At 63.6% G+C, this 25,774-nt stretch carries 19 protein-coding genes; 5 read left to right on the forward strand and 14 right to left on the reverse strand.

What is annotated here, in order from left to right:
- Positions 1-20 precede the first annotated feature (20 nt).
- From obgE to ACVZUB_RS18720, 8 genes are all read right to left on the reverse strand, one after another.
- Entirely contained in the window at positions 21-1,472 is a 1,452-nt protein-coding gene (gene obgE / locus ACVZUB_RS18685) for a GTPase ObgE (RefSeq protein ID WP_003944579.1), read from the reverse strand.
- 231 nt (positions 1,473-1,703) lie between these two features.
- Positions 1,704-1,973, reverse strand: coding sequence for a 50S ribosomal protein L27 (gene rpmA, locus ACVZUB_RS18690; protein ID WP_003944532.1), 270 nt, complete (start codon positions 1,971-1,973; stop codon positions 1,704-1,706).
- Positions 1,974-2,015: 42 nt separating this feature from the next.
- Entirely contained in the window at positions 2,016-2,327 is a 312-nt protein-coding gene (gene rplU, locus ACVZUB_RS18695) for a 50S ribosomal protein L21 (RefSeq protein WP_003944533.1), read from the reverse strand.
- A gap of 319 nt (positions 2,328-2,646) precedes the next feature.
- Entirely contained in the window at positions 2,647-5,895 is a 3,249-nt protein-coding gene (locus ACVZUB_RS18700) for a translation initiation factor IF-2 N-terminal domain-containing protein (protein ID WP_070161365.1), read from the reverse strand.
- Positions 5,896-6,343: 448 nt separating this feature from the next.
- On the reverse strand, positions 6,344-6,763 hold the full coding sequence (gene ndk / locus ACVZUB_RS18705) for a nucleoside-diphosphate kinase (RefSeq protein WP_003944527.1): 420 nt from the start codon (positions 6,761-6,763) through the stop codon (positions 6,344-6,346).
- An 18-nt stretch (positions 6,764-6,781) separates the two neighbouring features.
- Entirely contained in the window at positions 6,782-7,222 is a 441-nt protein-coding gene (locus ACVZUB_RS18710) for a DUF4233 domain-containing protein (RefSeq protein ID WP_003944448.1), read from the reverse strand.
- Positions 7,219-8,658, reverse strand: coding sequence for a bifunctional tetrahydrofolate synthase/dihydrofolate synthase (gene folC / locus ACVZUB_RS18715; RefSeq protein WP_030536635.1), 1,440 nt, complete (start codon positions 8,656-8,658; stop codon positions 7,219-7,221). The genes ACVZUB_RS18710 and folC overlap by 4 nt, the downstream gene beginning before the upstream one ends.
- A complete protein-coding gene (locus ACVZUB_RS18720) occupies positions 8,655-11,336 on the reverse strand; it encodes a valine--tRNA ligase (protein WP_064074827.1) in 2,682 nt (893 codons plus the stop codon). The genes folC and ACVZUB_RS18720 overlap by 4 nt, the downstream gene beginning before the upstream one ends.
- A 172-nt stretch (positions 11,337-11,508) precedes the next feature.
- On the opposite strand from ACVZUB_RS18720, the gene ACVZUB_RS18725 reads away from it, so the two are divergent.
- Positions 11,509-12,210, forward strand: coding sequence for a hypothetical protein (locus tag ACVZUB_RS18725; RefSeq protein WP_482627630.1), 702 nt, complete (start codon positions 11,509-11,511; stop codon positions 12,208-12,210).
- A gap of 71 nt (positions 12,211-12,281) precedes the next feature.
- Here ACVZUB_RS18725 and ACVZUB_RS18730 read toward each other — a convergent pair whose 3' ends face one another.
- The 3 genes from ACVZUB_RS18730 to ACVZUB_RS18740 all read right to left on the reverse strand — a co-directional run bounded on the left by ACVZUB_RS18730 (position 12,282) and on the right by ACVZUB_RS18740 (position 16,013).
- Positions 12,282-14,315, reverse strand: coding sequence for a S9 family peptidase (locus ACVZUB_RS18730; protein ID WP_050654660.1), 2,034 nt, complete (start codon positions 14,313-14,315; stop codon positions 12,282-12,284).
- 12 nt (positions 14,316-14,327) lie between these two features.
- The gene (locus tag ACVZUB_RS18735; RefSeq protein WP_042450225.1) at positions 14,328-14,942 is read right to left on the reverse strand and encodes a GNAT family N-acetyltransferase; all 615 of its coding nucleotides are present in this window, start codon (positions 14,940-14,942) and stop codon (positions 14,328-14,330) included.
- Between the two features lie 63 nt (positions 14,943-15,005).
- On the reverse strand, positions 15,006-16,013 hold the full coding sequence (locus tag ACVZUB_RS18740) for an iron-siderophore ABC transporter substrate-binding protein (RefSeq protein ID WP_030536639.1): 1,008 nt from the start codon (positions 16,011-16,013) through the stop codon (positions 15,006-15,008).
- A 121-nt stretch (positions 16,014-16,134) separates the two neighbouring features.
- On the opposite strand from ACVZUB_RS18740, the gene ACVZUB_RS18745 reads away from it, so the two are divergent.
- Both ACVZUB_RS18745 and fdhD read left to right on the forward strand, forming a co-directional pair.
- Positions 16,135-18,444, forward strand: a complete 2,310-nt coding sequence (locus ACVZUB_RS18745; protein ID WP_030536640.1) for an FdhF/YdeP family oxidoreductase — start codon at positions 16,135-16,137, stop codon at positions 18,442-18,444.
- Position 18,445: 1 nt separating this feature from the next.
- Positions 18,446-19,315, forward strand: coding sequence for a formate dehydrogenase accessory sulfurtransferase FdhD (gene fdhD, locus ACVZUB_RS18750; protein ID WP_165638862.1), 870 nt, complete (start codon positions 18,446-18,448; stop codon positions 19,313-19,315).
- Here fdhD and ACVZUB_RS18755 read toward each other — a convergent pair.
- From ACVZUB_RS18755 to aroQ, 3 genes are read right to left on the reverse strand one after another with little or no spacing between them, the layout of a single operon-like run.
- Positions 19,266-21,179, reverse strand: a complete 1,914-nt coding sequence (locus tag ACVZUB_RS18755; RefSeq protein WP_482627631.1) for a TIM barrel protein — start codon at positions 21,177-21,179, stop codon at positions 19,266-19,268. The genes fdhD and ACVZUB_RS18755 overlap by 50 nt on opposite strands.
- Complete coding sequence (locus ACVZUB_RS18760; RefSeq protein ID WP_054187687.1) at positions 21,176-22,054, reverse strand: shikimate dehydrogenase; 879 nt, start codon at positions 22,052-22,054, stop codon at positions 21,176-21,178. The genes ACVZUB_RS18755 and ACVZUB_RS18760 overlap by 4 nt, the downstream gene beginning before the upstream one ends.
- Positions 22,054-22,503 (reverse strand): type II 3-dehydroquinate dehydratase, encoded by a 450-nt coding sequence (aroQ, locus tag ACVZUB_RS18765; RefSeq protein ID WP_118602567.1) that lies wholly within the window; start codon positions 22,501-22,503, stop codon positions 22,054-22,056. Before aroQ ends, ACVZUB_RS18760 begins: the two co-directional genes overlap by 1 nt.
- Before the next feature lie 128 nt (positions 22,504-22,631).
- Between aroQ and ACVZUB_RS18770 the strand changes: the two genes are divergently transcribed.
- Entirely contained in the window at positions 22,632-23,306 is a 675-nt protein-coding gene (locus ACVZUB_RS18770; protein WP_019749082.1) for a TetR/AcrR family transcriptional regulator, read from the forward strand.
- A 71-nt stretch (positions 23,307-23,377) separates the two neighbouring features.
- Entirely contained in the window at positions 23,378-25,600 is a 2,223-nt protein-coding gene (locus ACVZUB_RS18775) for a glycoside hydrolase family 3 C-terminal domain-containing protein (RefSeq protein WP_482627632.1), read from the forward strand.
- The last annotated feature ends 174 nt before the right edge of the window (positions 25,601-25,774 follow it).

The raw sequence follows: 25,774 nt of genomic DNA on the forward strand, positions 1-25,774 counted from the left end.
TCGTCCTGAAATCGCGTGGGTCAGGCGTCTTCGTCGAGCAAGCCGCGGCGGACACGACGCGCGTGCTTGCGCTCGTCGGCGCCGATGCGCTCCACCTGATCGAGACGCGGGTCGGTTCCACGGCCCGTGCGGGTCAGATCGATACCGGCCGGCGTCATCGGCTCCCACTCGAAGCTGACGTCGCCGATGGTGACGGAAGCTCCTGGCTGAGCGCCCTTCTTGACCAATGCGTCCTCGACGCCCAATCGAGCAAGACGGTCGGCGAGGTAACCAACGGCCTCGTCGTTGTCGAAGGCGGTCTGACGAATCCACCGCTCCGGGCGGGTGCCTCGGACTACGAACCCACCGGGAATATCGGGATCCTTCTCGATGGTGAAGCTGGAATCCTTGACCTTGACCGGGCGAATGACCTGGCGCTTCGGCTCGGGCTTCGGATGAGCTTCGCGGTAGTCGCGGACCATCTTCGCCAGCGCGAATGTCAACGGTCGCAATCCTTCTCGGCTCACCGCCGAGATGGTGAAGACCGGCCATCCGCGAGCTTCGATCTCAGGCGTGACCATTTCGGCCAATTCGGCGGCCTCGGGAACGTCGGTCTTGTTGAGGATGACGACGCGCGGGCGCTTGTCGAGGTCACCGAGTCCCGAATCGCCGGAGAGCGCAGGCGTGTACGCAGCCAGCTCTGCTTCCAAGGCGTCGATGTCGGAGATCGGGTCACGTCCCGGATCGAGGGTGGCGCAGTCGATCACGTGCGCCAATACGGCGCAGCGTTCGATGTGGCGCAGGAAGTCCAGGCCCAAACCGCGGCCTTCGCTGGCACCGGGGATCAGCCCGGGCACGTCGGCGACGGTGAAAGTGGTGTCGCCGCTCGAGACGACGCCGAGGTTGGGGACCAAAGTTGTGAAGGGGTAGTCGGCGATCTTCGGCTTGGCCGCAGAGAGAACGGACACAAGCGAGGACTTACCGGCGGAGGGGAATCCGAGCAGACCGACGTCGGCTACCGACTTGAGTTCGAGAACCAGGTCACGCTCGACACCGTCCTCACCGAGGAGTGCGAAACCGGGAGCTTTGCGGGCTTTCGAGGCGAGTGCTGCGTTGCCGAGTCCGCCGCGGCCGCCCTGAGCGGCGTCGAAGCGTGAACCGACTCCCACGAGGTCGGCAAGCACGTTGCCGTCGGTATCGAGAACCACAGTTCCATCCGGAACCTTGAGGATGAGGTCTTCACCGTTTGCACCCTCGCGGTTACTGCCGGCGCCCTGCTTGCCGTTGGTCGCCTTCGCGTTGGGATGGAAGTGAAAGTCGAGGAGGGTGTGGATGTTCTCGTCGACCACGAGGATGACGTCGCCACCGCGACCTCCGTTGGCACCGTCCGGACCGCCGAGCGGTTTGAACTTCTCGCGGTGTACGGAGGCGCAACCATTGCCGCCTTTTCCAGCGCTGACGTGCAGCACAACACGGTCAATGAATCGGGACATGACTGCCGGATCCTTCCTCAGTCAATTGCGGGTCTCACGCGATGAGCTGAACTTCTGGTGAGCAGGGTTGCTCGGGGCAAAACGGGTACTGCTTAAACAAACGATAGGGGCGGACCGGGTTATTTCAACCCTGGTCCGCCCCTATCGGGAGCTTGGAACGCGTCACTCTCTTACCGAAAGCAGAACCGGCTTACCGAAGTAGAACCGATGACGCACAACTAGCGAGAAAGACTAGACCTCAGCCGCAACGACGGCCGGAACGATGTTCACGGTCTTGCGTCCACGCTTCTGGCCGAACTCGACTGCGCCGGCAGCGAGAGCGAACAGGGTGTCGTCGCCGCCACGGCCGACGTTGACGCCGGGGTGGAAGTGCGTGCCGCGCTGGCGAACCAGGATTTCGCCTGCGCTGACCGACTGGCCGCCGAAGCGCTTCACGCCGAGGCGCTGGGCGTTTGAATCGCGACCGTTACGGGAGCTGGATGCACCCTTCTTATGTGCCATGCTATTGACCCTCCTCGGGTGAAATTAGCTAGAAAGAACTGGTTACTTGATGCCCGTGACCTTGAGCACCGTGATCGGCTGCCTGTGGCCCTGACGCTTGTGGTAACCGGTCTTGTTCTTGAACTTGTGGATGCGGATCTTCGGGCCCTTGGTGTGCTCGACGATCTCACTGGTGACTGCGACCTTGGCCAGCTTGGCCGCGTCGGTGGTCAGGTCAGATCCGTCGACCACGAGAACGGGAGCAAGCGAGACAGCAGTGCCGGGCTCACCCTCGATCTTCTCGACCTTGACGAGGTCACCAACAGCGACCTTGTACTGCTTTCCGCCGGTCTTGACGATCGCGTACGTTGCCATCGGAGGGCTACCCCTTGCTTCTTCGAACTTGCTCGCGCTGCTGCCTGAGGCTTCAAATGCATCGCGACTGGTCTGGTTTATGTCACCTCGGCTCGGCACTGACGTACCGGGACATTCACGCGCACTCTAGGCACACGGAATCTCTACCGCCGGGTGGCGACCCTCCAAGGTTACGGGAAAGCAACCGTCAGGGTCAAACCGCCCCGCCGAGGGGTGGTGCTTACTACTCTGTACTGCTTCTACCAGCTGAAACTTCGGATAGCGGTTGGATGTCCTCGCTCATCGCGAAGTCATCCAACCGACCGAAAGCCAGTAGTTCTTACTCTCCGTCTACCGGAGGACCTGCGGGACGTGCTGCTGCACGCCTGCGACGGGGTCTCTTGACGACGACAACTTCTTCCTCAGCCGGAACTTCGGTGGCCGGAGCCGGAACGTTTTCCGCGACCGCGTCCACCACGGGTTCCGGAGTCGGAATCACGAAGACCGTGCCCACCTCGGGAGCTGCCTCGGCAACAGGTGCCGACGCTGCCCGCGACGCCCGGCGACTACGCCGACGACCGCGCGGAGCTGCTTCGGTCGAAGCTGCGGCCGACTCGTTGTCCACTGCGGATACTTCTTCCGCAGCAGAGTCCACAACAGGAACGTCATGGCGCTCAGCAGCAGCAGGAGTATCGATCGGCCGATCTTGTTGCCGATCGGCACTTTTGGATGCATCGTCCCCCGAAGACACACCGGCGGAATCAGACTCGGTCGAGTCAGCCGCGACGGTCTCGTCGTCGTCGTGGTGATGCGAGGCCATCGCCAATGCCACCGGATGAGCCCGCTTGACCGTCGCGTCGACGGCCGGAACCTCCGGCGCCGGAGCTTCCTGTCCGTTGGACTCGGTCGAAGCCGACTTGTCTCCGCGGCCACGCTTGTTCTTGCGCGAGGTACCGGAATCACTGCGCTGCGAGCCCGAACGCGATCCTCCGTCGTCCGAGGACTTCACCTCGACGGGCTCGGAATGGACGATGATGCCGCGGCCGTGGCAGTGCTCACAGGTGGTCGAGAAGGCCTCGACCAATCCGGTGCCCAACTTCTTGCGCGTCATCTGCACGAGCCCGAGTGACGTGACCTCCGACACCTGATGGCGCGTGCGATCGCGACCCAGGCATTCGGTGAGCCGACGCAGGACCAGGTCCCGGTTCGATTCGAGAACCATGTCGATGAAGTCGACGACGATCATTCCGCCGATGTCCCGCAGGCGCATCTGGCGAACGATCTCCTCGGCCGCTTCGAGGTTGTTACGGGTGACGGTCTCTTCGAGGTTTCCGCCGGCTCCGGTGAACTTGCCGGTGTTGACGTCGACGACGGTCATGGCCTCGGTGCGGTCGATCACCAGGGTGCCGCCGGACGGCAGCCACACCTTGCGATCGAGTGCCTTGGCCAACTGCTCGTCGATACGGCGAGCCGCGAAGACGTCGATACCGTTGTTCGGCGTGTACTTCTCGAGCCGCGGAAGCAGGTCGGGCGCAACGGAGTTGATGTAGTTCTCGACCGTCGTGTGCGCCTTCTCGCCCTCGATGACCAGCTTGGAGAAGTCCTCGTTGAACAGATCGCGAATGACCTTGACCAGCATGTCAGGCTCTTCGTACAGCGCCTGCGGGTTGCCGGACTTACCGGTGTCCGCAGCCGCGGCCTGCTCCTCGATGCCGGCCCACTGAGCCTGCAGACGAGTCACGTCGCGCGCCAACTCTTCTTCGCTGACGCCCTCGGACGCCGTGCGAATGATCACGCCGGCGTCGGCGGGAACGATGTCGCGCAAGATTTCCTTGAGACGCTTGCGCTCGGTGTCCGGAAGCTTGCGGCTGATACCCGTGGACGTACCACCGGGCACGTAGACGAGGAAACGACCGGCAAGCGAAATCTGTGTGGTCAGTCGAGCACCTTTGTGGCCGACCGGATCCTTGCTGACCTGAACGAGCACCTGATCGCCAGGCTTGAGAGCCTGCTCGATCTTGCGCGAGTTGCCACCGAGACCGGCAGCCTCCCAGTTGACCTCACCGGCGTAGAGAACACCGTTGCGGCCACGTCCGATGTCGATGAACGCAGCTTCCATGCTGGGGAGCACGTTCTGGACACGTCCGAGGTACACGTTGCCGACCATCGACGCGGACGCCGAGTTGGTGACGAAGTGCTCGACCAGCACTCCGTCTTCGAGGACTGCTACCTGTGTAGTCGCATGCGGCTGACCGCTGTCTGCCCGATCGCGCACGACCATGACGCGATCGACGGCCTCACGACGCGCGAGGAACTCCGACTCGGTCAGGATCGGTGGGCGACGTCGGCCGGCGTCACGACCGTCGCGGCGACGCTGACGCTTCGCTTCCAGACGTGTCGAACCACTGATGCCCTGGACCTCGTCCTTGACGCGGGTCTTGTTGCGCGGCTCGCGCTCGTGAACGACGGTGTTCGGCGGATCGTCCTCGGACGTCGCAGTCGCGTCGGTGGCGCCGTCGGTGCCGGTCTTGCGACGACGACGACGGCGGCGACGGCGGCTCGATCCGTCGGCATCGAGATCGGAATCGTCGGCATTCTCGGAATCCGCATCAGCGGTGGACTCGGACTTATCACCGGATTCTTCGCCGGCAGCGTCGTCGGTTTGCTTCTCGACTGCCGCAGGGGCAGATTCCTGCTCCGATTCGGTAGCGGTATCCGACTCTTCGTCCGAACCCTGCTCGCCACCCTGTTCACCGCGACCACGTCCACGTCCACGGCGTCCACGACGACGGCGACGCGGCTGATCGTCGTCCTCGTCCTCGGACTCGGCGCTCTCGCCCTCGGTTTGCGGTGCGGTCACAGCCGGCTCTTCGACGGCAGGAACTGCAACCGGCGCTGCCTCGGGAACGACGGTTTCGGCTTCCGCGGTTGTCTGCTTCTCTTCGACGACCGCCGGTGCAGCAGGCTCGCGGCGTGCGCGACGGCGACGCGGAGCTACCTCGGCGGCTTCGAGATCCGGCTGCAGGAACAGCGGGACCTGCGGCGCGGCGGGAGCCACCTCGGGCTGATGGGTCTGCGGTGCCTCGAAGGAAGTGAACAGATCGGACTGCTCGGCTTCCTTGCTCTGCAGCGCAGCTGCGGCGTCGAGTCCAGCGCTGATCTCGGCGACAGCCGGATCCACTGTTTCTTCTGCTGCAGGTTCTTCGACGACGACCTTTTTGCGAGTGCGACGAGCCCTGACAGGCTTCTCGGCCGGAGCCTCTGCAACAGGAGCAGCCTCCACGGGAGCTTCTGCAGCAGGCTCCTCGGCAACCGGCGCCTCGACAACCGGGTCGATGAGGGTGTCGAGCTCGGCGACGACGGGCTCGATGGCCTCGGCCGCGGAAGTCAACGAGGCATGAATCCGCTGAGCGACGTCACGGTGGAGACTCGACTGCGCGCTGCGCAATTCGGTACCGAGCGCTGCGGCTTCGGCAAGGACCTGCTTGCTGGTGACGCCGAGCAACTTCGCCAGCGCGTGTACGCGCATCTTGTCGGGAAATTCCGGGGTGGTGCTGGAATCTGATTCGGTTGGGGATTGATCGGCCACGTAAGTCTCCTCAGCCCCCGGGCGCGTCCAACCCAGAAGTCGAGTTGTCACGCGGCCACGCGGGAGCGTGCTGTGTGTACTCGCACTCAGAAGTGAGTACGAGATTGTAAGGTCTCGCTCCGCATGGTCCGCAATGCCCGTTATTCACTGCGAGCACATGAAGTGCCTGGCTGGATGGCCGTTGTCCTGTGCGCGAGCGCCTGATCATCCAGCGTGCAGAGGTCCAGGGATTTCCTGTTGACCTGGAGCAGCGATGAAAGGGCATCGAACCTAGGTGTCATCCGGTTGAACGTGCGTAAAACAAATTGCGGTTCAACTGAAAGCAGTATCCCACACCAACGCGCCTGCAACTGCAAAGGGCGCACCGATGTGGGATACGTGCCGAGAATTCGCTGTGGAGATGTGGGCCGAAGGCCCGTTCATGTGGGCCAGAGGCCCGATCGGAGATTCAGATGGACGACAGCGCGGGGAACCACAGAGCGATTTCACGCTCTGCCGACTCCACGGAGTCGCTGCCGTGAACGAGGTTCTGCTGCGCTTCGAGTCCGAAGTCGCCGCGGATCGTACCCGGAAGAGCCTTGTCGACCGGGTCGGTTCCGCCGGCCAACTGACGGAAAGCAGCGATGGCTCGGGGGCCTTCGAGCACTGCGGCCACCAGCGGACCGGAGGTGATGAACTCCAACAAGCTCGGGTAGAACGGACGCTCGGCGTGTTCTGCGTAGTGGCTACCAGCCACCTCTTCGGAAGCTACGCGGAGGTCGAGTGCTGCAATTGTCAGGCCTTTGCGCTCGATACGGCTGAGGATTTCTCCTACGTATCCACGGGCAACGGCGTCGGGCTTGATAAGTACGAGGGTGCGCTCAGTCACAGCGGACAGCCTAAATGGTCAGTCCCGCTGACCGGGAAGCAGGCCCTTGTCCATCCGGCGCTTGATGTCTCTCTGCAGGTAGACGAGGTATCCCCAGACGATCCCGAAGGTGATCGCCACACCGGCGATCGACGGGTGGACGAAGAAACCGAACAGAAGAATCACCTGCAGCGCGACGTTGAACCCCATCGCCCACGGCTTGCCCTGGATGCCCGCACCCAGAATCATCAGTACCGCCAACCCGATGATGAATCCCGCGGAGGCCGCGGTGAGGCCTCCGCCGACGACCGCGACAACCGGCAAAGCCAGCAGCACGACGATCGCCTCGAGGATCAGGGTTCCGGCCATCACTCCGCGGAAGCTTTTCCACGGGTCCTTGGTCGGCGGCCCGAACTCGCCGGCAGTGTCTCCGGGCTCGTGGTCTCCGGACTCGGGATTGGCATCTGACGGGGTACTCACGCGGGGTCCTTTCCGAACAGCGTGCGGGCGGCGCCTGCGGTCACGACGGATCCCGTCACCACCACACCCGCCCCTGATACGGCCTCACCGGGTTCGGCGACCTGCTCGGCGATTTCGATCGCGACTTCCAAGGCGTCGGCAAGCACCGGCGCAACGACGACGCGCTCGTCGCCGAACTTCGCGACGGCGATGTTCGCCAGTTCTTCGACGTCCATCGCCCGGGGTGACCCGTTGTGGGTGACGACGATCTCGTCGAAGACGGATTCGAATGCAGTCAAGATGGCGTCGACGTCCTTGTCCGCCATGACGCTGACCACTCCCACGAGCTTGCGGAAGTCGAACTCGGCGGACAGTGCGGCCGCGAGAGCGCGAGCACCGTCTGGATTGTGGGCGGCGTCGAGAAAGACCGTCGGCGCACTCCGAACACGTTCGAGGCGACCGGGATTGACGACCGAGGCGAACCCGTTGCGGATTGCATCCTGATCCAGTTGTCGATCCGGACCGGCACCGAAGAACGCTTCTACGGCAGCGAGCGCGAGCGCGGCGTTGCGCGCCTGATGCTCACCGTGAAGGGGGAGGAAGATGTCGGTGTACACACCGCTCAAGCCTTGAAGTTCGAGCTGCTGTCCGCCCACCGCGATCTGGCGAGCAAGCACCTTGAACTCCGAGCCTTCACGAGCGACCGCGGCCTCCACCTCGACAGCACGCCGCAGCAATACCTCCATGACTTCGGGAGTCTGCTCGGCGATGATCGCGACGGTGTCCACCGGAACCAGGTCCTCGCGGCCCTTCTTGATGATCCCGGCCTTCTCCTCCGCGATCCCGGCCAGGTCGGTGCCCAGGTACTCGGCGTGATCGAGGCTGATCGGGGTGATCACCGCAACCTGCCCGTCGATCACGTTGGTGGCGTCCCAGCGTCCGCCGAGGCCGACCTCGACCACGGCGACGTCGACCGGCGCCTCCGCGAAGGCCGCATAGGCCATGGCGGTGAGCACTTCGAACTTGCTCATCGCCGGTCCCCCGGCTTCCTCCGACTGTGCGTCGATCATCTGCACGTACGGCTCGATCTCGCGGAACGTGTCCACGTAGAGCCGCGGCGAGATCGGATGACCGTCGATGCTGATCCGCTCGGTCGCGATCTGCAGATGAGGGCTGGTGGTTCGCCCGGTGCGACGATGCAGAGCCGTCATCAACGAATCGATCATGCGCGTCACCGACGTCTTACCGTTGGTTCCCGTGACGTGCACCGACGGATAGTTGTGCTGAGGCGAGCCCAGGACATCCATGAGCGCCTCGATGCGAGTCAGTGACGGCTCGATCTTGGTCTCGGGCCAACGCTTGTCGAGTTCTGCTTCCACCAGCGCCAGTTCGGCGATGTCGACCGGAGTCGGAACCGAACTCTGAGCGTCGAATTGGGACGGCTCGTACGAACTCACTTGTCGGCCAACTCCTTCAGACGTCCCGTGATGCGCTCGATCTCTTCGACGGCGATCTGGCGACGTGTCTTGATCTTGTCGACGACGGCGTCGGGCGCCTTCGCCAGGAAGGCCTCGTTCGCCAGCTTGTTGTCAGCGGTGACGAGCTCCTTCTGCGCTGCCGCGAGGTCCTTTTCGAGCCGCTTCTTCTCCGCGCCGAGGTCGATGGTGCCCGAGGTGTCGATGTCGACAGTGACGGTGCCCTGGCTCAGGCGCACCTCGACGGAGATCGACGCGGTGAATCCCTCTTCGGGTTCGGTCAGCTTGGCCAGCGCCGCCACGTAGGCGAACTGGCCGTCCATGCCGGCCTCCGATAGCCCGGACGCACGAGCCGGGACCTTCTGGGAAGGCTTGAGTCCCTGATCGTTTCGGAATCGTCGCACCTCGGTGATCAGCTTCTGCGTGTCTTCGATCCTGGTTGCGGCCTGGGCGTCGACTGCCTCACCGGACAACACGGGCCATTCGGCGACGACCACGGACTCGCCGCCGGTGAGCACCTTCCACAGGGTTTCGGTCACGAACGGAATGACCGGGTGCAGGAGGCGGAGCAGTGCATCGAGAACGTTGCCGAGCACGGCGCGGGTGTTCGCGGCGACGGCCTCGTCGGCGGCGAACTGCACCTTGGCGAGTTCGAGGTACCAGTCACAGACCTCGTCCCACGCGAAGTGGAACAGGCCTTCGCACGCCTTGCTGAACTCGTAGCGATCGAATGCGGCGTCCGCCTCGGCCTGGACCGTGTCGAGACGGTCGAGGATCCAACGATCGGCGTCGGTCAGTTCGCTTCGAGCGGGCAGCGGCGCGGGAGCAGCGCCGTTCATCAGAGCGAACTTGGTCGCGTTGAACAACTTGGTCGCGAAGTTGCGCGAGGACTGCGCCGAATCCTCACCGACGGACAGGTCGCTGCCCGGGTTGGCGCCGCGTGCAAGTGTGAATCGCAGGGCGTCGGCGCCGAAACGATCGACCCAGTCGAGTGGGTCGATACCGTTGCCGCGAGACTTCGACATCTTCTTGCCGTACTGATCGCGGACCAGTCCGTGCAGGAACACGTCCTTGAACGGCATCTGCGCGCCGGACTTACCCGGACCGGCGGTGATCGACTCGTCCTCGGACACGTAGGTGCCGAACATCATCATGCGGGCGACCCAGAAGAACAGGATGTCGTAGCCGGTGACGAGAACGCTGGTGGGATAGAACTTTTCGAGTTCGGGCGTGTTGTCCGGCCAGCCCATCGTCGAGAAGGGCCACAGTCCGGAGGAGAACCAGGTATCGAGGACGTCGGGATCCTGGACCCAGCCTTCCGGCGCCGTTTCGTCAGGACCGAAGCACGCAACTTCACCCTCGGGGCCGTACCAGACCGGAATGCGGTGACCCCACCAGAGCTGACGGGAAATGCACCAGTCATGCATGTTGTCGACCCAGTCGAACCAGCGTGGCTCCTGGCTCGCCGGGTGAATGACGGTGTCCCCGTTGCGAACCGCGTCACCCGCAGCCTTGGCGAGCGTCTCGACCTTGACCCACCACTGCAACGAGAGACGAGGCTCGATGGCCTCGCCACTGCGCTCGGAGTGCCCGACGCTGTGCAGGTACGGGCGCTTCTCGGCGACGACGCGTCCCTGCTCGGCGAGAGCTTCGCGAACCTTGACGCGAGCCTCGAAGCGGTCCATTCCGTCGAATTCGGTTCCGGTGTCGGCAATCTTGCCGGTCTTGTCCATGATTGTGGGCATCGGCAGGTTGTGCCGCAGGCCCATCTCGAAGTCGTTGGGATCGTGAGCCGGCGTGATCTTCACAGCGCCGGTTCCGAACTCGGGGTCGACGTAGTCGTCGGCGATGATCGGGATCTGACGCCCGGTGAACGGATGATCGAGAGTGGTGCCGATGAGGTGCTTGTAGCGCTCGTCCTCGGGATGGACCGCTACTGCGGTGTCACCGAGCATCGTCTCGACGCGAGTGGTCGCGACGATGACGTGCGGCTCGTTGTCGTCGAGCGAGCCGTAGCGCAGGGAAACCAGCTCACCCTCGACGTCCTCGAACTTCACCTCGATGTCGGAGATCGCGGTCTGCAGCACCGGCGACCAGTTCACGAGACGCTCGGCGCGGTAGATCAGGCCCTCGTCGAACATGCGCTTGAAGACGGTCTGGACGGCGCGGGAGAGGCCCTCGTCCATCGTGAAACGATCACGACTCCAGTCGACGCCGTCACCGATGCGCCGCATCTGGCCACCGATGGTTCCACCGGATTCGCGCTTCCAGTCCCAGACCTTGTCGATGAACAGCTCGCGGCCGAAATCTTCCTTGGTCTTTCCGTCGGCAGCGAGTTGCTTCTCGACGACGGACTGCGTGGCGATACCGGCGTGGTCCATGCCTGGCAGCCACAGCACCTCGTAGCCCTGCATCCGCTTGCGACGGCTGAGCACGTCCATGAGGGTGTGATCCAGGGCATGGCCCATGTGCAGGCTGCCGGTGACGTTCGGGGGCGGCAGCACGATGGAGTAGCCGGGCTTGTCGCTGGTCGCGTCGGCCTGGAAGTACCCGGCGTCTACCCAGCCTTGATACAGATCGGCCTCTACCGCGCTGGGGTCCCAGCTCTTGGGTAGGGCGTCGGCGGGGGTCTGGGGGTTCTCTGGAGCTGCACTGGTCACCACTTGATCCTAATGACTCCCCCGTCGTGAACGAATTCGCCCGTCGGCCGCCGCGGCGCACACGAACGACTGCCCCGCGGTCCGGGGTCAGCCGAACAAACGATATTCACCGATCCGCTCGGCTGACAGGATCGCTCTGAAGGACGACCGACCAACTACCCGTGGAGCAAATATGTTGAACAACTGGAGTTCTCGCCGTCCCGGCGTTCGAACCTTGGCGGCGGCCGCGACGATCGGAGCGGCGGTTGCCCTCGTGCTTCCGGCGACTGCGTCCGCTGCCCCCGGCATCGAAGAAAGTGTGCAAGGAAGCATCGACAGTAGCAGCGCCACGATCAACGGAAGCGTCGGCGATATCGGGAACGACATCGCAAACGGCATCGCCAGCGGCAGCGTGGGTGACATCGTCGGCGGGATCGCCACCGGGAACCTCAACGACGTCCTCGGCGGCCTGAACGCCGGCTCGACCAGCGCGACGGACATCGTCAACGGCCTGGCCAGTGGCAACGTCAGGGACATTCTCAGTGGCCTGGCCAGCGGCAGCGGCGGCGGCGGATCGTTTGCGCCCACGCAGCGCTGCGACGCCTCGACCGTCTCGGGCGGCGCAGGAATCACCAGCACCAAGCACGAACTCGGCCGCGGTGGCCCGACCTCGTTCGTGCTCGGCTACGAGACCGAAAACGTCCCGGACCTGATCGAGGTGTACTACGAAGGTCGGTTGATCCACAGCACCGGATACATCGGCGACAACATCAACGAGGGAACTGGTTCAGCTGTCGTCAACGTGCCCGCCGGTGGGGCGTCGTCCGTTCTGGTTCGCGTCACGGGCCCTGACCACACCGAGTGGTCGTACACCGTTCGTTGCCCCGGCGCCTGATTCCGGTCCGGATCCACGCGAAGACGCTCGTGCCTCGTTCGGTGTTTCATCCGAACGAGGCACGCGCGGGTTCAGCCCAGAATCTCCGGTAGCGCGACATCTTCGCCGAGAACGTGCTCGGAGAGGAACGCGGTGACCACCTCGTACCAGATCTTGGTGTGCTGCGGCTTGAGCACCCAATGATTCTCGTCGGGGAAGTAGAGGAAGCGATGGTCCGTTTTCCCGTCGTCGTCGGCGGGCAGACCTGACTCGGCAAGCAGTTCGTACCAGAGTCGCAAGCCCTCACCGATCGGAACCCGGTAGTCCTTGTCGCCATGGATGACCAGCATCGGAGTCGTGATGTCCGCGACGTACAGATGCGGCGAATTCTCGACGGCCATCTCAGGCGACATCTCGCGCTGCCAGTACCAGGCAGCGTCCGTCGTCGGGCCGAATTGATCGAGTGCCCACAGACTCGCGTGGGTGACGATGGCGTCGAAACGGTTGGTATGTCCGGCAATCCAGTTGGCCATGTAACCACCGAACGAACCACCCATCGCGCCGGTTCGCTTGGGGTCGATCTCGGGCTGGGCGACAGCAGCATCGGTGATCGCCATCAGATCGGTGAAGGGCGCCTTGCCCCACTGACCCCACCCCCGCTGGACGAAGTCCTGGCCGTATCCGGTCGAGAGCGCGGGATCTGGTAGCAGTACTGCATAGCCCTTGGCGACGAGCAGCCACGGATTCCACCGCCAGGACCAGGTGTTCCACGAACCGAGTGGGCCGCCGTGGACCCAGAGAAGCAATGGCACCGGTGCATGCGGCGCGGCGCCCGTCGGCAGCGCCAACCAGCTACGCACCGTCGAACCGTCCTCGGCACGCGCGGTGATCTCGGTCAGTGTTCCCGGCAGCTCCGGCAAAGTGTCGGGCCCACGAAGTGCGGTGATCTCACCTGATCGCAGATCGACCCGCACCACGTGCGGGGGCGCTTCGTACGAGGCTCGCAACGCGTAGATCGACTCACCGTCCGGCGCCACTCGAAGGTCGGTGTACGCCGCGTCGTCGGCTGTCAGGCGCACTGGTTGGCCCCACAGGTCGATGGTGAAGATCGGACCGCGGCCGCCGTCGTCAGCGGTGACGACCAGCCCGGATCCGTCGGGTAGCCAGGCAAGTGAGGTAGGCCAGCGATCCCAGCCGTCGGCGACGCCGGTCACGGCACCGGATCCGAAGTCGTAGAGCTGCAGAGTCATTCGTGGTGCGGACTCCGGTGTGGTGAGTGTCTCCCGGATGAACGCGAGCTTGGTTCCGTCCGGCGAGAGCACCGGGTTGTAGACGTCCGCGTCGGCCTCGTCGACAAGCGTGACTCGGTCACCGGTCACCGTGTCGATCCGAACCAACGTCGATCGGCGGGCGGCACTCGCATCGCCGACAGTCCACGTGGTCACGACGAAGAGACCGTCGTCGGAAATCGTGGTCGACGTCTCCCGCAGCGCTGCGCCTGCCGTCGGTGTGATGTCCCGCAACTCGACGGATTCCTTCGAATCCGTCTCGGCCACAACCAGATGCGGATGATCGGGGCCCAGGTCGTGGTCCCAGTGGCGCACCGGATAACCGGTGTGCAGCATCGCCGTGACTTTCTTGTCCTTGCGCGCCGATCGCACCTGATCGTCCTGGTCGAGGCTGATCGCCGAAGCCATGACCGACGTCTGGGCCACGAACGTCGGCGCCGCCTTCGCCGCTGATACCGACGAGACACCACCGGGACGCGAGATCAGCAGCTGAGCTTCTCCGCCCGCCGCTGGTAGGCGCCAGAGTGCTGGTTGCGGATCACTCTCGCCCGGCACGGCTCGCGTGGCAGTGAAGAGCACGTCGCCGTCGAACGCGAAGGCAGCACCGGACTCGCTGGTCGAACCCCAGGTCAACCGACGCGCAGGACGCCGGCCTTCCGGGTCGATCTCCCACAACGAGGACACGTATTCGGCGCTCTTGTCGTCGAGAACGGCGCGCGCGCAGATCAGCAGCGAGCCGTCAGGTGACAACACCAGGCCGGACAACCTGGCCAGAGCGATGTAGTCGTCGAGTTCGTCGAACGGTGTGCCTGCGTGGAGCTCGGGAATCTGGGTCACCACTAGTTCGTATCACGCGCCCCGCGGTTGACGCATCATTGCGTAGATCGTCGGCCCGCCGCCTGGCATGACGATGTCACGGGTCACTTCGAAACCGAAGCGGTTGTAGTACGGGATGTTCGATTCCTTGCTGCTCTCGAGGTAAGCGTCGACATGTTGACGGTCACAACGCTCCAACCGAGAGTTCAGCAGCGCTTTGCCGTATCCCCCACCGCGCGCCGCGCTGCCGGTCCCGACGGTCGCGAGATACCAGTGCGGCGAATTCGGGTGTGCTCCTTCGAGAACGGAGCTGACCTCGGCCGCGTGTCGAAGCCCCCTGCCGAAGACACGCACCATTGCGGGCAGGCTCACGAGCCCGGAAATCCACGACTGCTTCCACCGCCCCGGCGGATCCCACAGAGTTGCCCCGCCGATCAGGCCGTTGTCGTCGGTGGCCACCTCGACGCCGCCCCCGGCGAGGTGGTGGTAACGAGCTTCTGCGGCAAACAGTTTCGTCAGGCGATCAGCCCTGGTGGCCTCGTCCGGCAACATCCACGCCATCAAGGGATCATCTTCGAACGCCTCGGCCAACACTGCCGACAGTGCCGGAATATCGGATCGGACAGCCGGCCGTACGTGTACACCCATGAGGCGAGAGTACCGCCGACTGTCCGAATCACTGGACTTTGAACAGCGCTGTCCTTGAACCGATCAGACGAGCAAGCCCGCAATCCGCGGCGGAATCTGTTCGAGCGCGTACGGCAAGCTCAGTACGGTGCTCCACGTCATGGCTTCGGCAGCAGCGTCTTCCAGAATGATCGCGCGGCCGTCCTTCACGACGTCGAGTTCCTGGTAGATCGGGGTCTTGTCCAGCTCCGCGCGAAGCTTGTCGCCGTAGCCGCCACCGGCGTACCAGACGAGTACATCGACGTCCGCGAGCGAGAGTTGCTCGGTGCTGATCTCGGCGAAGTTACCCGTGATCTGATCGGTGACAGGCGGATTCACGAATCCGAGTTCGGTGAAGAACCGCACCTTCGGGTCTTCCGGTCCGTAGACCCCGAACTGCCCCGGCCCCTTCAACGCGCCGACCAGAACGGTCTTGCCGGCAAACGCCGGATTGGCCGTCTTCACGTCGGCGAACTTCTGGTCGACGCCGGCGATCAGCTCGGTGGCCTTACCCTGCTGCCCCAACGCTTCGCCGATGATGGTCGTCTGGTTCTGCCAGGGGATTCCGTAATCCGCGAACTCCTTGGGCTGCGCCACCGTCGGCGCAATGGCACTGAGTTTGTCGTATTGCGCCTGAGTGAGCCCGGAGTAGGTGCCGACAATGAGGTCGGGTGTCGTGGCAGCGACCTTCTCCATCTGAATGGTGGTGCCCGCAGTTCCGATGATCTCGGGAGTCGCCCCGTTCAGCAGCGGCTGCGCCCAGGGCCACACTCCGTAGGGGTAATCGCCGTACCAGTCGAAGGTTCCGACCAAGGTCCCACCGAGCGCCAGGATCGCATCTTGATCGTTGTATCCGACACTGACGATCCGCTGCGGATCCTTGGGCAACTCCGTAGCCCCGAACTTGTGGGTGATCGATTCCGCAGAGTCACCGCTGGGAGGTGTGTCCTCGTCGTTCGAACTGGAGCAGGCTGCGGCGAATGCCAGCAACGCTCCCGACGTGCCGATCAGAAATCCGCGCCGGGTCAGCCGACCTGCGTCCGTTCGATCCATGTTCCTACCCCTTAAAGTCTGCTGGTTCGGTAGGTAAGGCTAGCCGATGAAAGCTTCATTCCGGCTAGTTCGACCGGCCCATTCGATGGCAGTACCGCGCCGTTCGGGCCACTATGGAGACATGACGCGCCAGGGCCCCTCGAAGGACATCGACGAATCGGATCTCGAAGTCACGCACCCCAAGGACTACGCCGCCGGAGTTCCGGCCGTTCTGGTGTCGCTGCAACGAGGAATCGAGCAGATGGGAGCCTTGCGGACCGCCCGAACGCTCACCAGACTCAACCAGCGACACGGCTTCGACTGCCCGGGGTGTGCGTGGCCGGAGACTCCCGGACATCGCAAGCCCGCCGAATTCTGCGAGAACGGAGCGAAAGCTGTCGCCGAGGAAGCAACGCTTCGCACCGTCACACCCGAATTCTTCGCGGAGCACTCGATCGCCGATCTCGAAGGCAAGACCGACTACTGGCTCGGACAGCAGGGGCGACTGACGCACCCGATGGTCCTGACGCCGGGAGCAACCCATTACCGGCCGATCGACTGGGACGGCGCGTACGCACTGATCGCCGAACATCTGAACGGCCTCGCATCGCCGGACGAAGCGGTGTTCTACACCTCCGGTCGCACGTCCAACGAAGCCGCGTTTCTCTACCAGTTGATGATTCGCAGCTACGGCACCAACAACATGCCCGACTGTTCCAACATGTGTCACGAGTCGTCCGGAAGCGCACTGACCGAATCCATCGGCATCGGCAAAGGCTCGGTGACGGTTCCCGACCTCGAGAACGCCGATCTCATCCTCATCGCCGGACAGAACCCCGGCACCAACCACCCTCGAATGCTCTCGACGCTGGAGAAGGCAAAGAGCAACGGCGCCAAGATCATTGCCATCAATCCTCTGCCCGAGGCGGGATTGCGCAGGTTCAAGGATCCACAGAAGGTGTCCGGCGTGATCGGGCACGGAGTCGACATCGCGGACGAGTTCCTGCAGATCCGGCTGGGCGGCGACATGGCGCTGTTCCAAGGCCTGGGGAAGCTGCTGCTCGAGCAGGAAGATCGCGCTCCCGGGACGGTCGTCGACCGTGCCTTCGTCGACCGGTACTGCGCCGGTTGGGACGAATACGAGAAGCACATCCGCGCGGTCGATCTCGACACGGTACTCGAGGCAACGGGTCTGTCGATGGCACAGCTCGAGGAAACGGCGGCCGCACTTGCCCGATCCGAGCGAACCGTCACCTGCTGGGCCATGGGGATCACTCAGCACACACACGGAGTCGCCACCATCGAAGAAGCAGTCAACCTGCTGCTCATGCGTGGAATGATGGGCAAACCCGGTGCCGGCGTTTGTCCGGTGCGAGGACACTCCAATGTCCAGGGTGACCGCACGATGGGCATCTGGGAAAAGATGCCGGAAGAGTTCCTGGCCGCGCTCGACACCGAGTTCTCGATCTCGAGTCCCCGCAAGCACGGATGGGACACCGTCGACGCAATCCGCGCCATGAACGCAGGCAAGGCAAGCTTCTTCATGGCGATGGGCGGCAACTTCATCCAGGCAAGCCCGGACACCGCAGCGACCGAAACAGCGTTGCGTCAATGCGAACTCACCGTGCAGGTGTCCACCAAGCTGAACCGCAGTCACGTGGTCCACGGGCAGACCGCGATCATCCTCCCCACCCTCGGACGCACCGACCTCGACGTCCAAGCCGGCGGAAAGCAGCTTGTCTCCGTGGAGGATTCGATGTCCATGGTGCACCTGTCGCGCGGACGCCTCACACCGGTCAGCCCCTACCTGCGTAGCGAAGTCGCCATCATCTGCCAACTCGCCCGCGAACTACTCGGCAACGATCACTCCGTCCGCTGGTCGGCCTTCGAGGGCAACTACGACCTGATCCGCGATTCCATCTCACGGGTAGTGCCAGGCTGCGAAAACTACAACTCCCGCGTTCGAGAGCCAGACGGATTCCAACTCCCCCACCCGCCGCGTGACTCGCGTGAGTTCCGCACGCACACCGGCAAAGCCAACTTCGGCGTGAACGACCTGCACTGGATACCCACTCCGAGTGGGCGCCTGATTCTGCAGACGATGCGCAGCCACGACCAGTACAACACCACGATCTACGGCCTCGACGACAGATACCGCGGCATCAAGGGCGGACGCAAAGTCATCCTCGTCAACGCCGAAGACATCACCGCGCTCGGATTCCGTGACGGCGATCTCGTCGACATCGTGTCCGAGTGGACAACACCCGACGGCACACTCGAAGAGCGTCGGGTCACGGAATTCCGCATCGTCTCCTACGACACCCCGCGCGGCAATGCTGCGGCGTACTACCCGGAGACAAATCCGCTCGTTCCCCTCGAACACGTTGCGGCCAAGTCGAACACGCCGGTGTCGAAGGCCGTCACCGTTCGACTCGAAGCATCGGGCGCCTGAGATGGGACGAGTCACCGCACGAACACCGGTCGTTCGAATCTCGGGTGATCGGGTCGTCACGCGCCCCGACACGCTGGCCGTCGAGGAACCACTCGAAATGAGAGTGGGCGGTCAGGTGCTGGCAGTGACGATGCGGACCCCCGGCAACGACGTCGACCTCGTGCACGGATTCCTTCTCAGCGAAGGTGTCATCGCCACCCGCGACGACGTGAGCGTCGTCCGCTACTGCGACGGCGTCGACGAATCCGGTGCGAACACGTACAACGTCCTCGACATCGCTCTCGCTCCCGGAGTGCCGTTGCCCGACCACACCACCGACCGCAACACCGTCGTCAGTTCCGCGTGCGGCGTGTGCGGCAAGACCTCGCTCGACGCCGTCCGAACCACGACGCGACATCCGCTGGTCGGTGACACGACTTCCGTCACCTCGACCATCCTGTCGGCCATGCCGGTCACACTGCGGGAGAGCCAACGGATCTTCGAGCGCACCGGTGGCCTGCACGCGGCCGGATTGTTCACCGCCACCGGCGAACTCCTGGCACTGCGCGAGGATGTCGGCCGTCACAACGCCGTCGACAAGGTGATCGGTTGGGCCATCACCGACGGCCGAGTGCCCCTCTACGACACGATCTTGATCGTCAGCGGTCGGGCGTCGTTCGAACTCGTCCAGAAGGCCGTCATGGCCGGCATTCCGATCCTCGGTGCTGTCTCCGCGCCGTCGTCGCTGGCCGTGGAACTAGCGCAGGAGTCCGGGCTGACTCTCGCCGGTTTCATCCGCGGCGATTCGATGAATATCTACTCGCACCCGCACCGAGTCGAGGTCACGTCGAACTCGCACGCAACTGAGCCGACAGTCGCACAGCGGAGTTGACTTCCCCGTAGCCCTCGTATCCACCCACCCGCTGCACGACCTCGAAGAACAGGTCTCCCCCGACGGTCGGGGTGAACAGGTGGAAGAACTCGCCGTGAGCGTCCGCGTCGTAAAGGATTCCGGTGCTGCGCATCCGGTCGAGCAGTTCCGGATTCAGTCCGAAACGTGCGTCCAGATCGTCGTAGTAGTTCGGGGAAATGGGTAGCGGAGCAAATCCCCAGTCCTGCATGGACGCAGCGGCACCGAAGATGTTCTCACACGCGAAGGCGACGTGGCTGACGCCGCCGCGACGGACCGTCGGCAGCCCACTTCGACTTCCCTCCACCATGTTCAGCGAGATGCGCAGGGTATGTCCGTCACCGCCTTGAACGAGCGTGAGCGCCTGGCTTCGCATGAGGCCGACAGAATCGGTGACGTCCTGCCCCTCGTGTGGTTGCATCTCGAACACGGACCGCAGGAGCAGCATGATGCCGTCCCAACTCTCCGCCGGAACTGCCAGTGCCACGTGGTCGATCCCGGTGAACACTGCGCCCTGTTCACGATTGCGCTCGGCGGGCAGCGGGTAGATCTCGAATGCCGATTCCCACGCTGCAGCGCTGCCGGGGCCACGAAGGTCGATCGATGTCGCATCGGTGACCTTCAGGCGTACGACGTCCGGTACCTCGGAGTTCTCGTCGCTCGACCCCGGCAACTGCACGCGCGTCGCCGGCACTTCGAGAGCCAGAGCGCGCTCTCCCCACACCTCGGGTTCGGTTGCCCGGATGCCGATCTGAGTGAGAACCGGTGGATCCGCAGGCAGCCCGGGCGCCGTCCACACTGTGCCCGCAGTCGCATCCACGGCAACGGTGAGCGGTCCGTGCCGCCACAACTGCAAATCGTGATCGTGGTGCCGTCCGACAAGATGAAAACCGACGCGGGAGAGCATCGAGTGCACCTGGTCCTGTTTCGCCGGACCCGCCGCGATTCGCAGAGACACGATTCCTTCGAGCGGCGTGCGCTCCGGGGCGGTGAACAGGGTGGGTCCACCGGCGGCAGGGTTCGCGGCGGCGACCTGTTCTTCCAGATGCAGGAGCGACCGATGAGCGTCGATTGCCGTCCGCTGGGTGTCCGCGCGGCGGAATACGTCGTTGAAGATCTCGAGCGACCACGGTCCGGCGTAACCGGTGGCGTAGACATGCTGAGCGAACGCACTGAGATCGAAGCTGCCCTGCCCCGGGAAGTTTCGGTGATGCCGGCTCCACTGGAGGATGTCCATCGCCAAGAATGGAGCGTCCGCCAACTGGAGGAAGAAGATCTTCTCGCCGGGAATCTCGCGAATTCCGGCGGGATCGTCACCGCGCGAGAGGATGTGAAAGCTGTCCAGACAGGTACCGAGCGAAGGATGGTCGACGCCCTCGACGATCTGCCACGCATGGCCGTACGTGTTGACGTGGGCACCCCACGCGAGCGCCTCATAGGCAACCTTCTTGCCGTGCTCGGACGCCAGTTCGGCGAGTGCTCCGAATTGCTCTGTCAACTGACCGTCATCGTGACTTGCGGTCGGCAGGGGCGAGGAGCACACCAGGAGCGTCTCGCACCCCAGTTGATCCATGAGCTCGAATTTGCGTTGCACTCGAACAAGATTCCGAGCAAATTGGGCCTCGTCCACCGTGTCGAAGTCACGGAACGGCTGATACAGATCGAGGGTCAAGCCCAGATCCGCAGCCCTCGTTCGTAATTCCTTCGGGGACCACGGCGAAGCAACAAAATCCGGCTCGAACACCTCGAAGCCGTCGAAGCCGGCAGCAGCGATGGCGTCGAGCTTCTCCTCGAGAGTGCCACTGAGCGATACCGTCGCGATCGACGTCCGGACCGGGGCACTCACAGCGCTGCCGCAGTCTGTTCGCCGTGTACAAGTTCCGTCATGTGCGCGAGCATGCGCTTACTGTCGGGCTCGATGCCCGTGAAGATCCGGAACGCGTCGACGGCCTGGAAGACAGTCATTCCGCCTCCGCTGAGCGTCGGGGCTCCGATCAACCTTGCCTGACGCAACAGTTCGGTTTCGAGTGGACGGTAGACGATTTCGGCCACCCACAGATCAGGGCGAAGCAGATCTGGCGAGAACGCCATTCCGGGATGAGCCGCCATTCCCATCGGCGTCGCGTGGATCAATCCGTTTGCCTTGCCGAGCACTTCGGCGAGGTCGCTCGTATGCCGCGCCTCGACAACCTGCGCCGGAAACTGCTGCGCGAAGGTTTGTGCAAGTTCCTGCGCGCGAGGCAGGCTCGAATCGACCAACGTCAGTGTCCCGACGCCACGGGTGAGCGCGGCATAGGCAACCGCCGCACCGGCTCCGCCGGCACCGAGCTGCACGACACGATCGAGCTGTGCTCCGGGAAGTCCGTCGTCGAAATTTCGGCCGAAGCCCGACCAATCGGTGTTGTGTCCGATCGCCTTGCCGGAGTCGAAGAGGACCGTGTTCACCGCGCCGAGCCGGCTCGCATCGGGCGAGAGCTCGTCGAGGTGCTCGATCACCAACTGCTTGCACGGGTGAGTGATGTTGAGGCCGCGGAACCCGAAACGTCGTGCATAGGTGAGAAGTTCACCGATGTCCGACGGCGCCATGCCCATCACGTCGAGATCGAGGATGCGGTAGACGTACGGAAGACCCTGTCTGCGCCCTTCTTCCTCGTGCATGATCGGAGTCAAAGAGGCTCCGATTCCGGTGCCGATCAGACCGCAGAGCATCGAATCGCTCATCAGTTCTTCCCTTCTCGGATGCAGACGAATTCGACTGCGGCGCTGTATCCGTCGATTCCCAATCCACAGATGACGGCGTCGGCGATGCCGGAGACATACGAGTGGTGACGGAATTCTTCGCGACTGTGGATGTTGCTGATGTGCACCTCCACGACGGGGACATCGAGTGTGACCAGAGCGTCACGCAACGCAACGGAGGTATGCGAGTACCCACCGGGATTGATGACGATGCCCGCGACTCTTCCCCTGGCCTCGTGGATCCAATCGATCAGTTGGCCCTCGTGGTTCGACTGCCTTGCCTCGACCACCGCTCCGAACTTCGCGGCCGCCGCTTCACAGCGGGAAACGACGTCGTCCAGCGTGTCTCTCCCGTAGAACTCCGGTTGGCGCTGGCCCAACAAATTCAAGTTGGGCCCGTTGAGGACCAGGACCGGTAGAGATGAAGTCATCAGGGGCACCTCGGGGTTGACGCTCGAAACTAATGTACGAACTAGTGAGTTAGTTCACTGGACGTTACTCCCCCCGACGCGGACTCGACAAGCAAAGTCGACAAACTGCTGACAGATAGAGTGAGCACATGGTTTCCGAGCAGTCAGTGAACTCCGTGGTGTCGAAGCCGGAGAAACGACGCCGAAACAGCGATCTGACCAGGGTGAACATCATCGCCGTCGCCACCGAGGAGTTTGCCGACAAAGGCTTTGCCGGCGCCCGAGTGGACGAGATCGCAACCAAGACTCACACCACCAAGCGCATGATCTACTACTACTTCACCGACAAGGAAGGGCTGTACAAGTCAGTCCTCGAGCATGCGTACAGCGTCATTCGTGCGCAGGAACGCGAACTCGACCTCGAGGGGTTGAACCCCACCGCAGCAGTCCGCGCCTTGGCCGAACTCACCTTCGACCACCACGAACAACACCCGAATTTCATTCGGCTCGTGGCCAACGAGAACATGCTCCGCGGCGAGCACATCGAGAAATCCGAGCTACTCAGCGGCCTCGGCGCCCCCGCCGCCGACCTGGTCTCGCAGATCCTCCACGACGGACAGCAGTCGGGAGCATTCCGCTCCGACGTAGATGCTCTCGATATTCACATGTTGATCAGCAGTTACTGCGTCTTTCGTATCGCCAATCGTTACACCTTCAAAGCGCTCTTCGACCGCGATCTGACCGACTCGACGCATCGTGAGCATCTTCGAACAATGCTCGGCGACATGGTTGTTGCGTTCTTGACCTCGAAGGCGCCGTCCTGACCCACCCCGAAGTCCGAAAAATCCCCCTACGGTGGTGAGTGGAACTCACAGCTGCCACCGGGAGGAATGACGTGACCGAGAATTACGTAGACGGGCTTTCACTCGACGAGAAGGCGTCGTTGACGTCCGGCTCGGATTTCTGGCACAGCCAGTCCGTTGCCGGCATCGAATCGATACTCCTTACCGACGGTCCGCACGGAGTCCGGAAACAACCCGAGGGCGGCGACGCACTCGGACTCGGCCACAGCATTCCCGCGACGTGTTTCCCACCGGCGGTCGGGTTGGGCTCGTCGTGGAACCTCGACCTCATCCGCCAGGTCGGTGAGGCTCTGGGCGACGAGGCCAAAGCCGAACAGGTCTCGGTCCTCCTCGGCCCAGGCATCAACATCAAACGATCACCCTTGTGTGGCAGGAACTTCGAATACGTCTCCGAGGACCCATTCCTCTCCGGCCGCGTCGCGGCAGCCCTGATCACCGGCATCCAGTCTCGCGGCGTCGGAACCTCGCTCAAGCACTTCGCTGTCAACAACCAAGAACACGACCGGATGAGAGTCAGTGCCGACGTCGACGAACGGACGCTGCGCGAGATCTATCTGGCCGGCTTCGAATACGCCGTCAAGACCGCGGCCCCGACGACGGTCATGTGCTCGTACAACAAGATCAACGGTGTGTACTCGAGCCAGAACCATTGGCTGCTCACCGAGGTACTCCGCGAACAGTGGGGCTTCGACGGCCTCGTCGTTTCGGACTGGGGAGCGGTCAACGACCGCGTGGCGGCACTCGCCGCGGGCCTCGACCTGGAAATGCCGCCGACCGGAACCGATACCCAGATCGTCGACGCCGTGCGCGGCGGCGACCTGGACGAATCAGTGCTCACCACTGCCGCCGAGCGCCTGGCGACGCTGGTGGCACGCACCGCCGCCGCGCGCACCGAAGGCCACACGTACGACGTCGAGCGTCACCACGAACTGGCACGGACCGCTGCAGCGGAGTCCGCTGTCTTGCTGGCCAACGACGGAGAACTACTGCCGCTGACCCCCGGCGGGCAAACCGTCGCGGTGATCGGCGAATTCGCGTGCAGCCCGCGGTACCAGGGAGCCGGCAGTTCACAGGTGGTCCCGACCAAGCTCGACAATGCCTTGGACGCGATCCTCGACCTCGAAGGCGCCGACCGCGTCACTTTCGCACCGGGCTTCACCTTCGACGGCACTCCGGACGACGACATGGTCACCGAGGCTGTCGACGCCGCACGCCGCGCCGACGTCGCGGTGCTGTTCCTCGGACTACCGTCCGCCACGGAATCCGAAGGATTCGACCGAACCGACATCGAACTGCCGGCTGACCAGATCGCCCTGCTGGAAGCGGTCCACGGCGCGAACCCGAACACGGTCGTCGTGCTCGCCAACGGCGGTGCGGTTGCGATCGAGCCTTGGAAGGATCATGCCGCCGCAATCCTCGAGGGCTGGCTACTCGGCCAGGCGGGCGGCTCGGCGATTGCCGATCTTCTGTTCGGCATCACGAATCCGTCCGGCCGCCTGACGGAGACCATTCCGCTTCGCCTCCAAGACAATCCGTCGTATCTGCATTTCCCGGGATCACAGCAGCACGTCCGCTACGGCGAAGGCCTGTACGTGGGATACCGCTACTACGACTCCGCGCTGCGCGAAGTGGCGTACCCGTTCGGGTTCGGGCTGAGCTACACCACCTTCGACATCACCGATACCTCCGTCGAGGCCGGTGAGAACTCCGCCGAAGTGACCGTCACCGTGCGCAACAGCGGCGACCGATCGGGCAGCAGCGTCGTTCAGGTCTACGTCCACGACGCCTCGGCAAGCATCGATCGACCCGCGCAGGAATTGAAAGGCTTCGCCAAGGTCCACCTCGACCCCGACGAATCCGCGACTGTGACCATCACGCTCGACAGCAGGGCATTTGCCTATTGGTCTGTCACGGAAAAGGACTGGGCGATCGACGCCGGCGACTACGAGATCCGCGTCGGCTTCTCGTCTCGGGACATCGCAACCACCGACACGATCACCCTGGCCGGGAACGTCGGCGTCGGCACGCTCGACGCCATGTCGACCATCGGCGAATGGCTCGCCCATCCCGTCGGCAGCGCAGTTCTCGGCGCCGCCATGGCTGCCGCAGCGGGCGACGGTGCACAGGCGGTCAGCCCCGAGATGATGGCACTCGCAGGCTCGATGCCGCTCGGAAAACTCGCCACCTTCGGCCTCGGGATCACCGAGGAACAGGTGGAGCAGTTGGTGGCGGCCGCAGCACAGCCGGCCTCCTAACTCTCTGAACTGCGGTTTCGACGAGCAGCGTGACCGCCAGTAGATTTTTATGAACTATTTGGTTAATAATCTTGTGTAGTTGCTGTGGCGTCGGTTACATTCCTTGTATCGCTCTCCGCACAGACGTTCTTGATACGAACACAATCGGCGGATGTAGAGCCTCCACGACGCTTC

This window comes from Rhodococcus sp. OS5 (assembly GCF_056837585.1).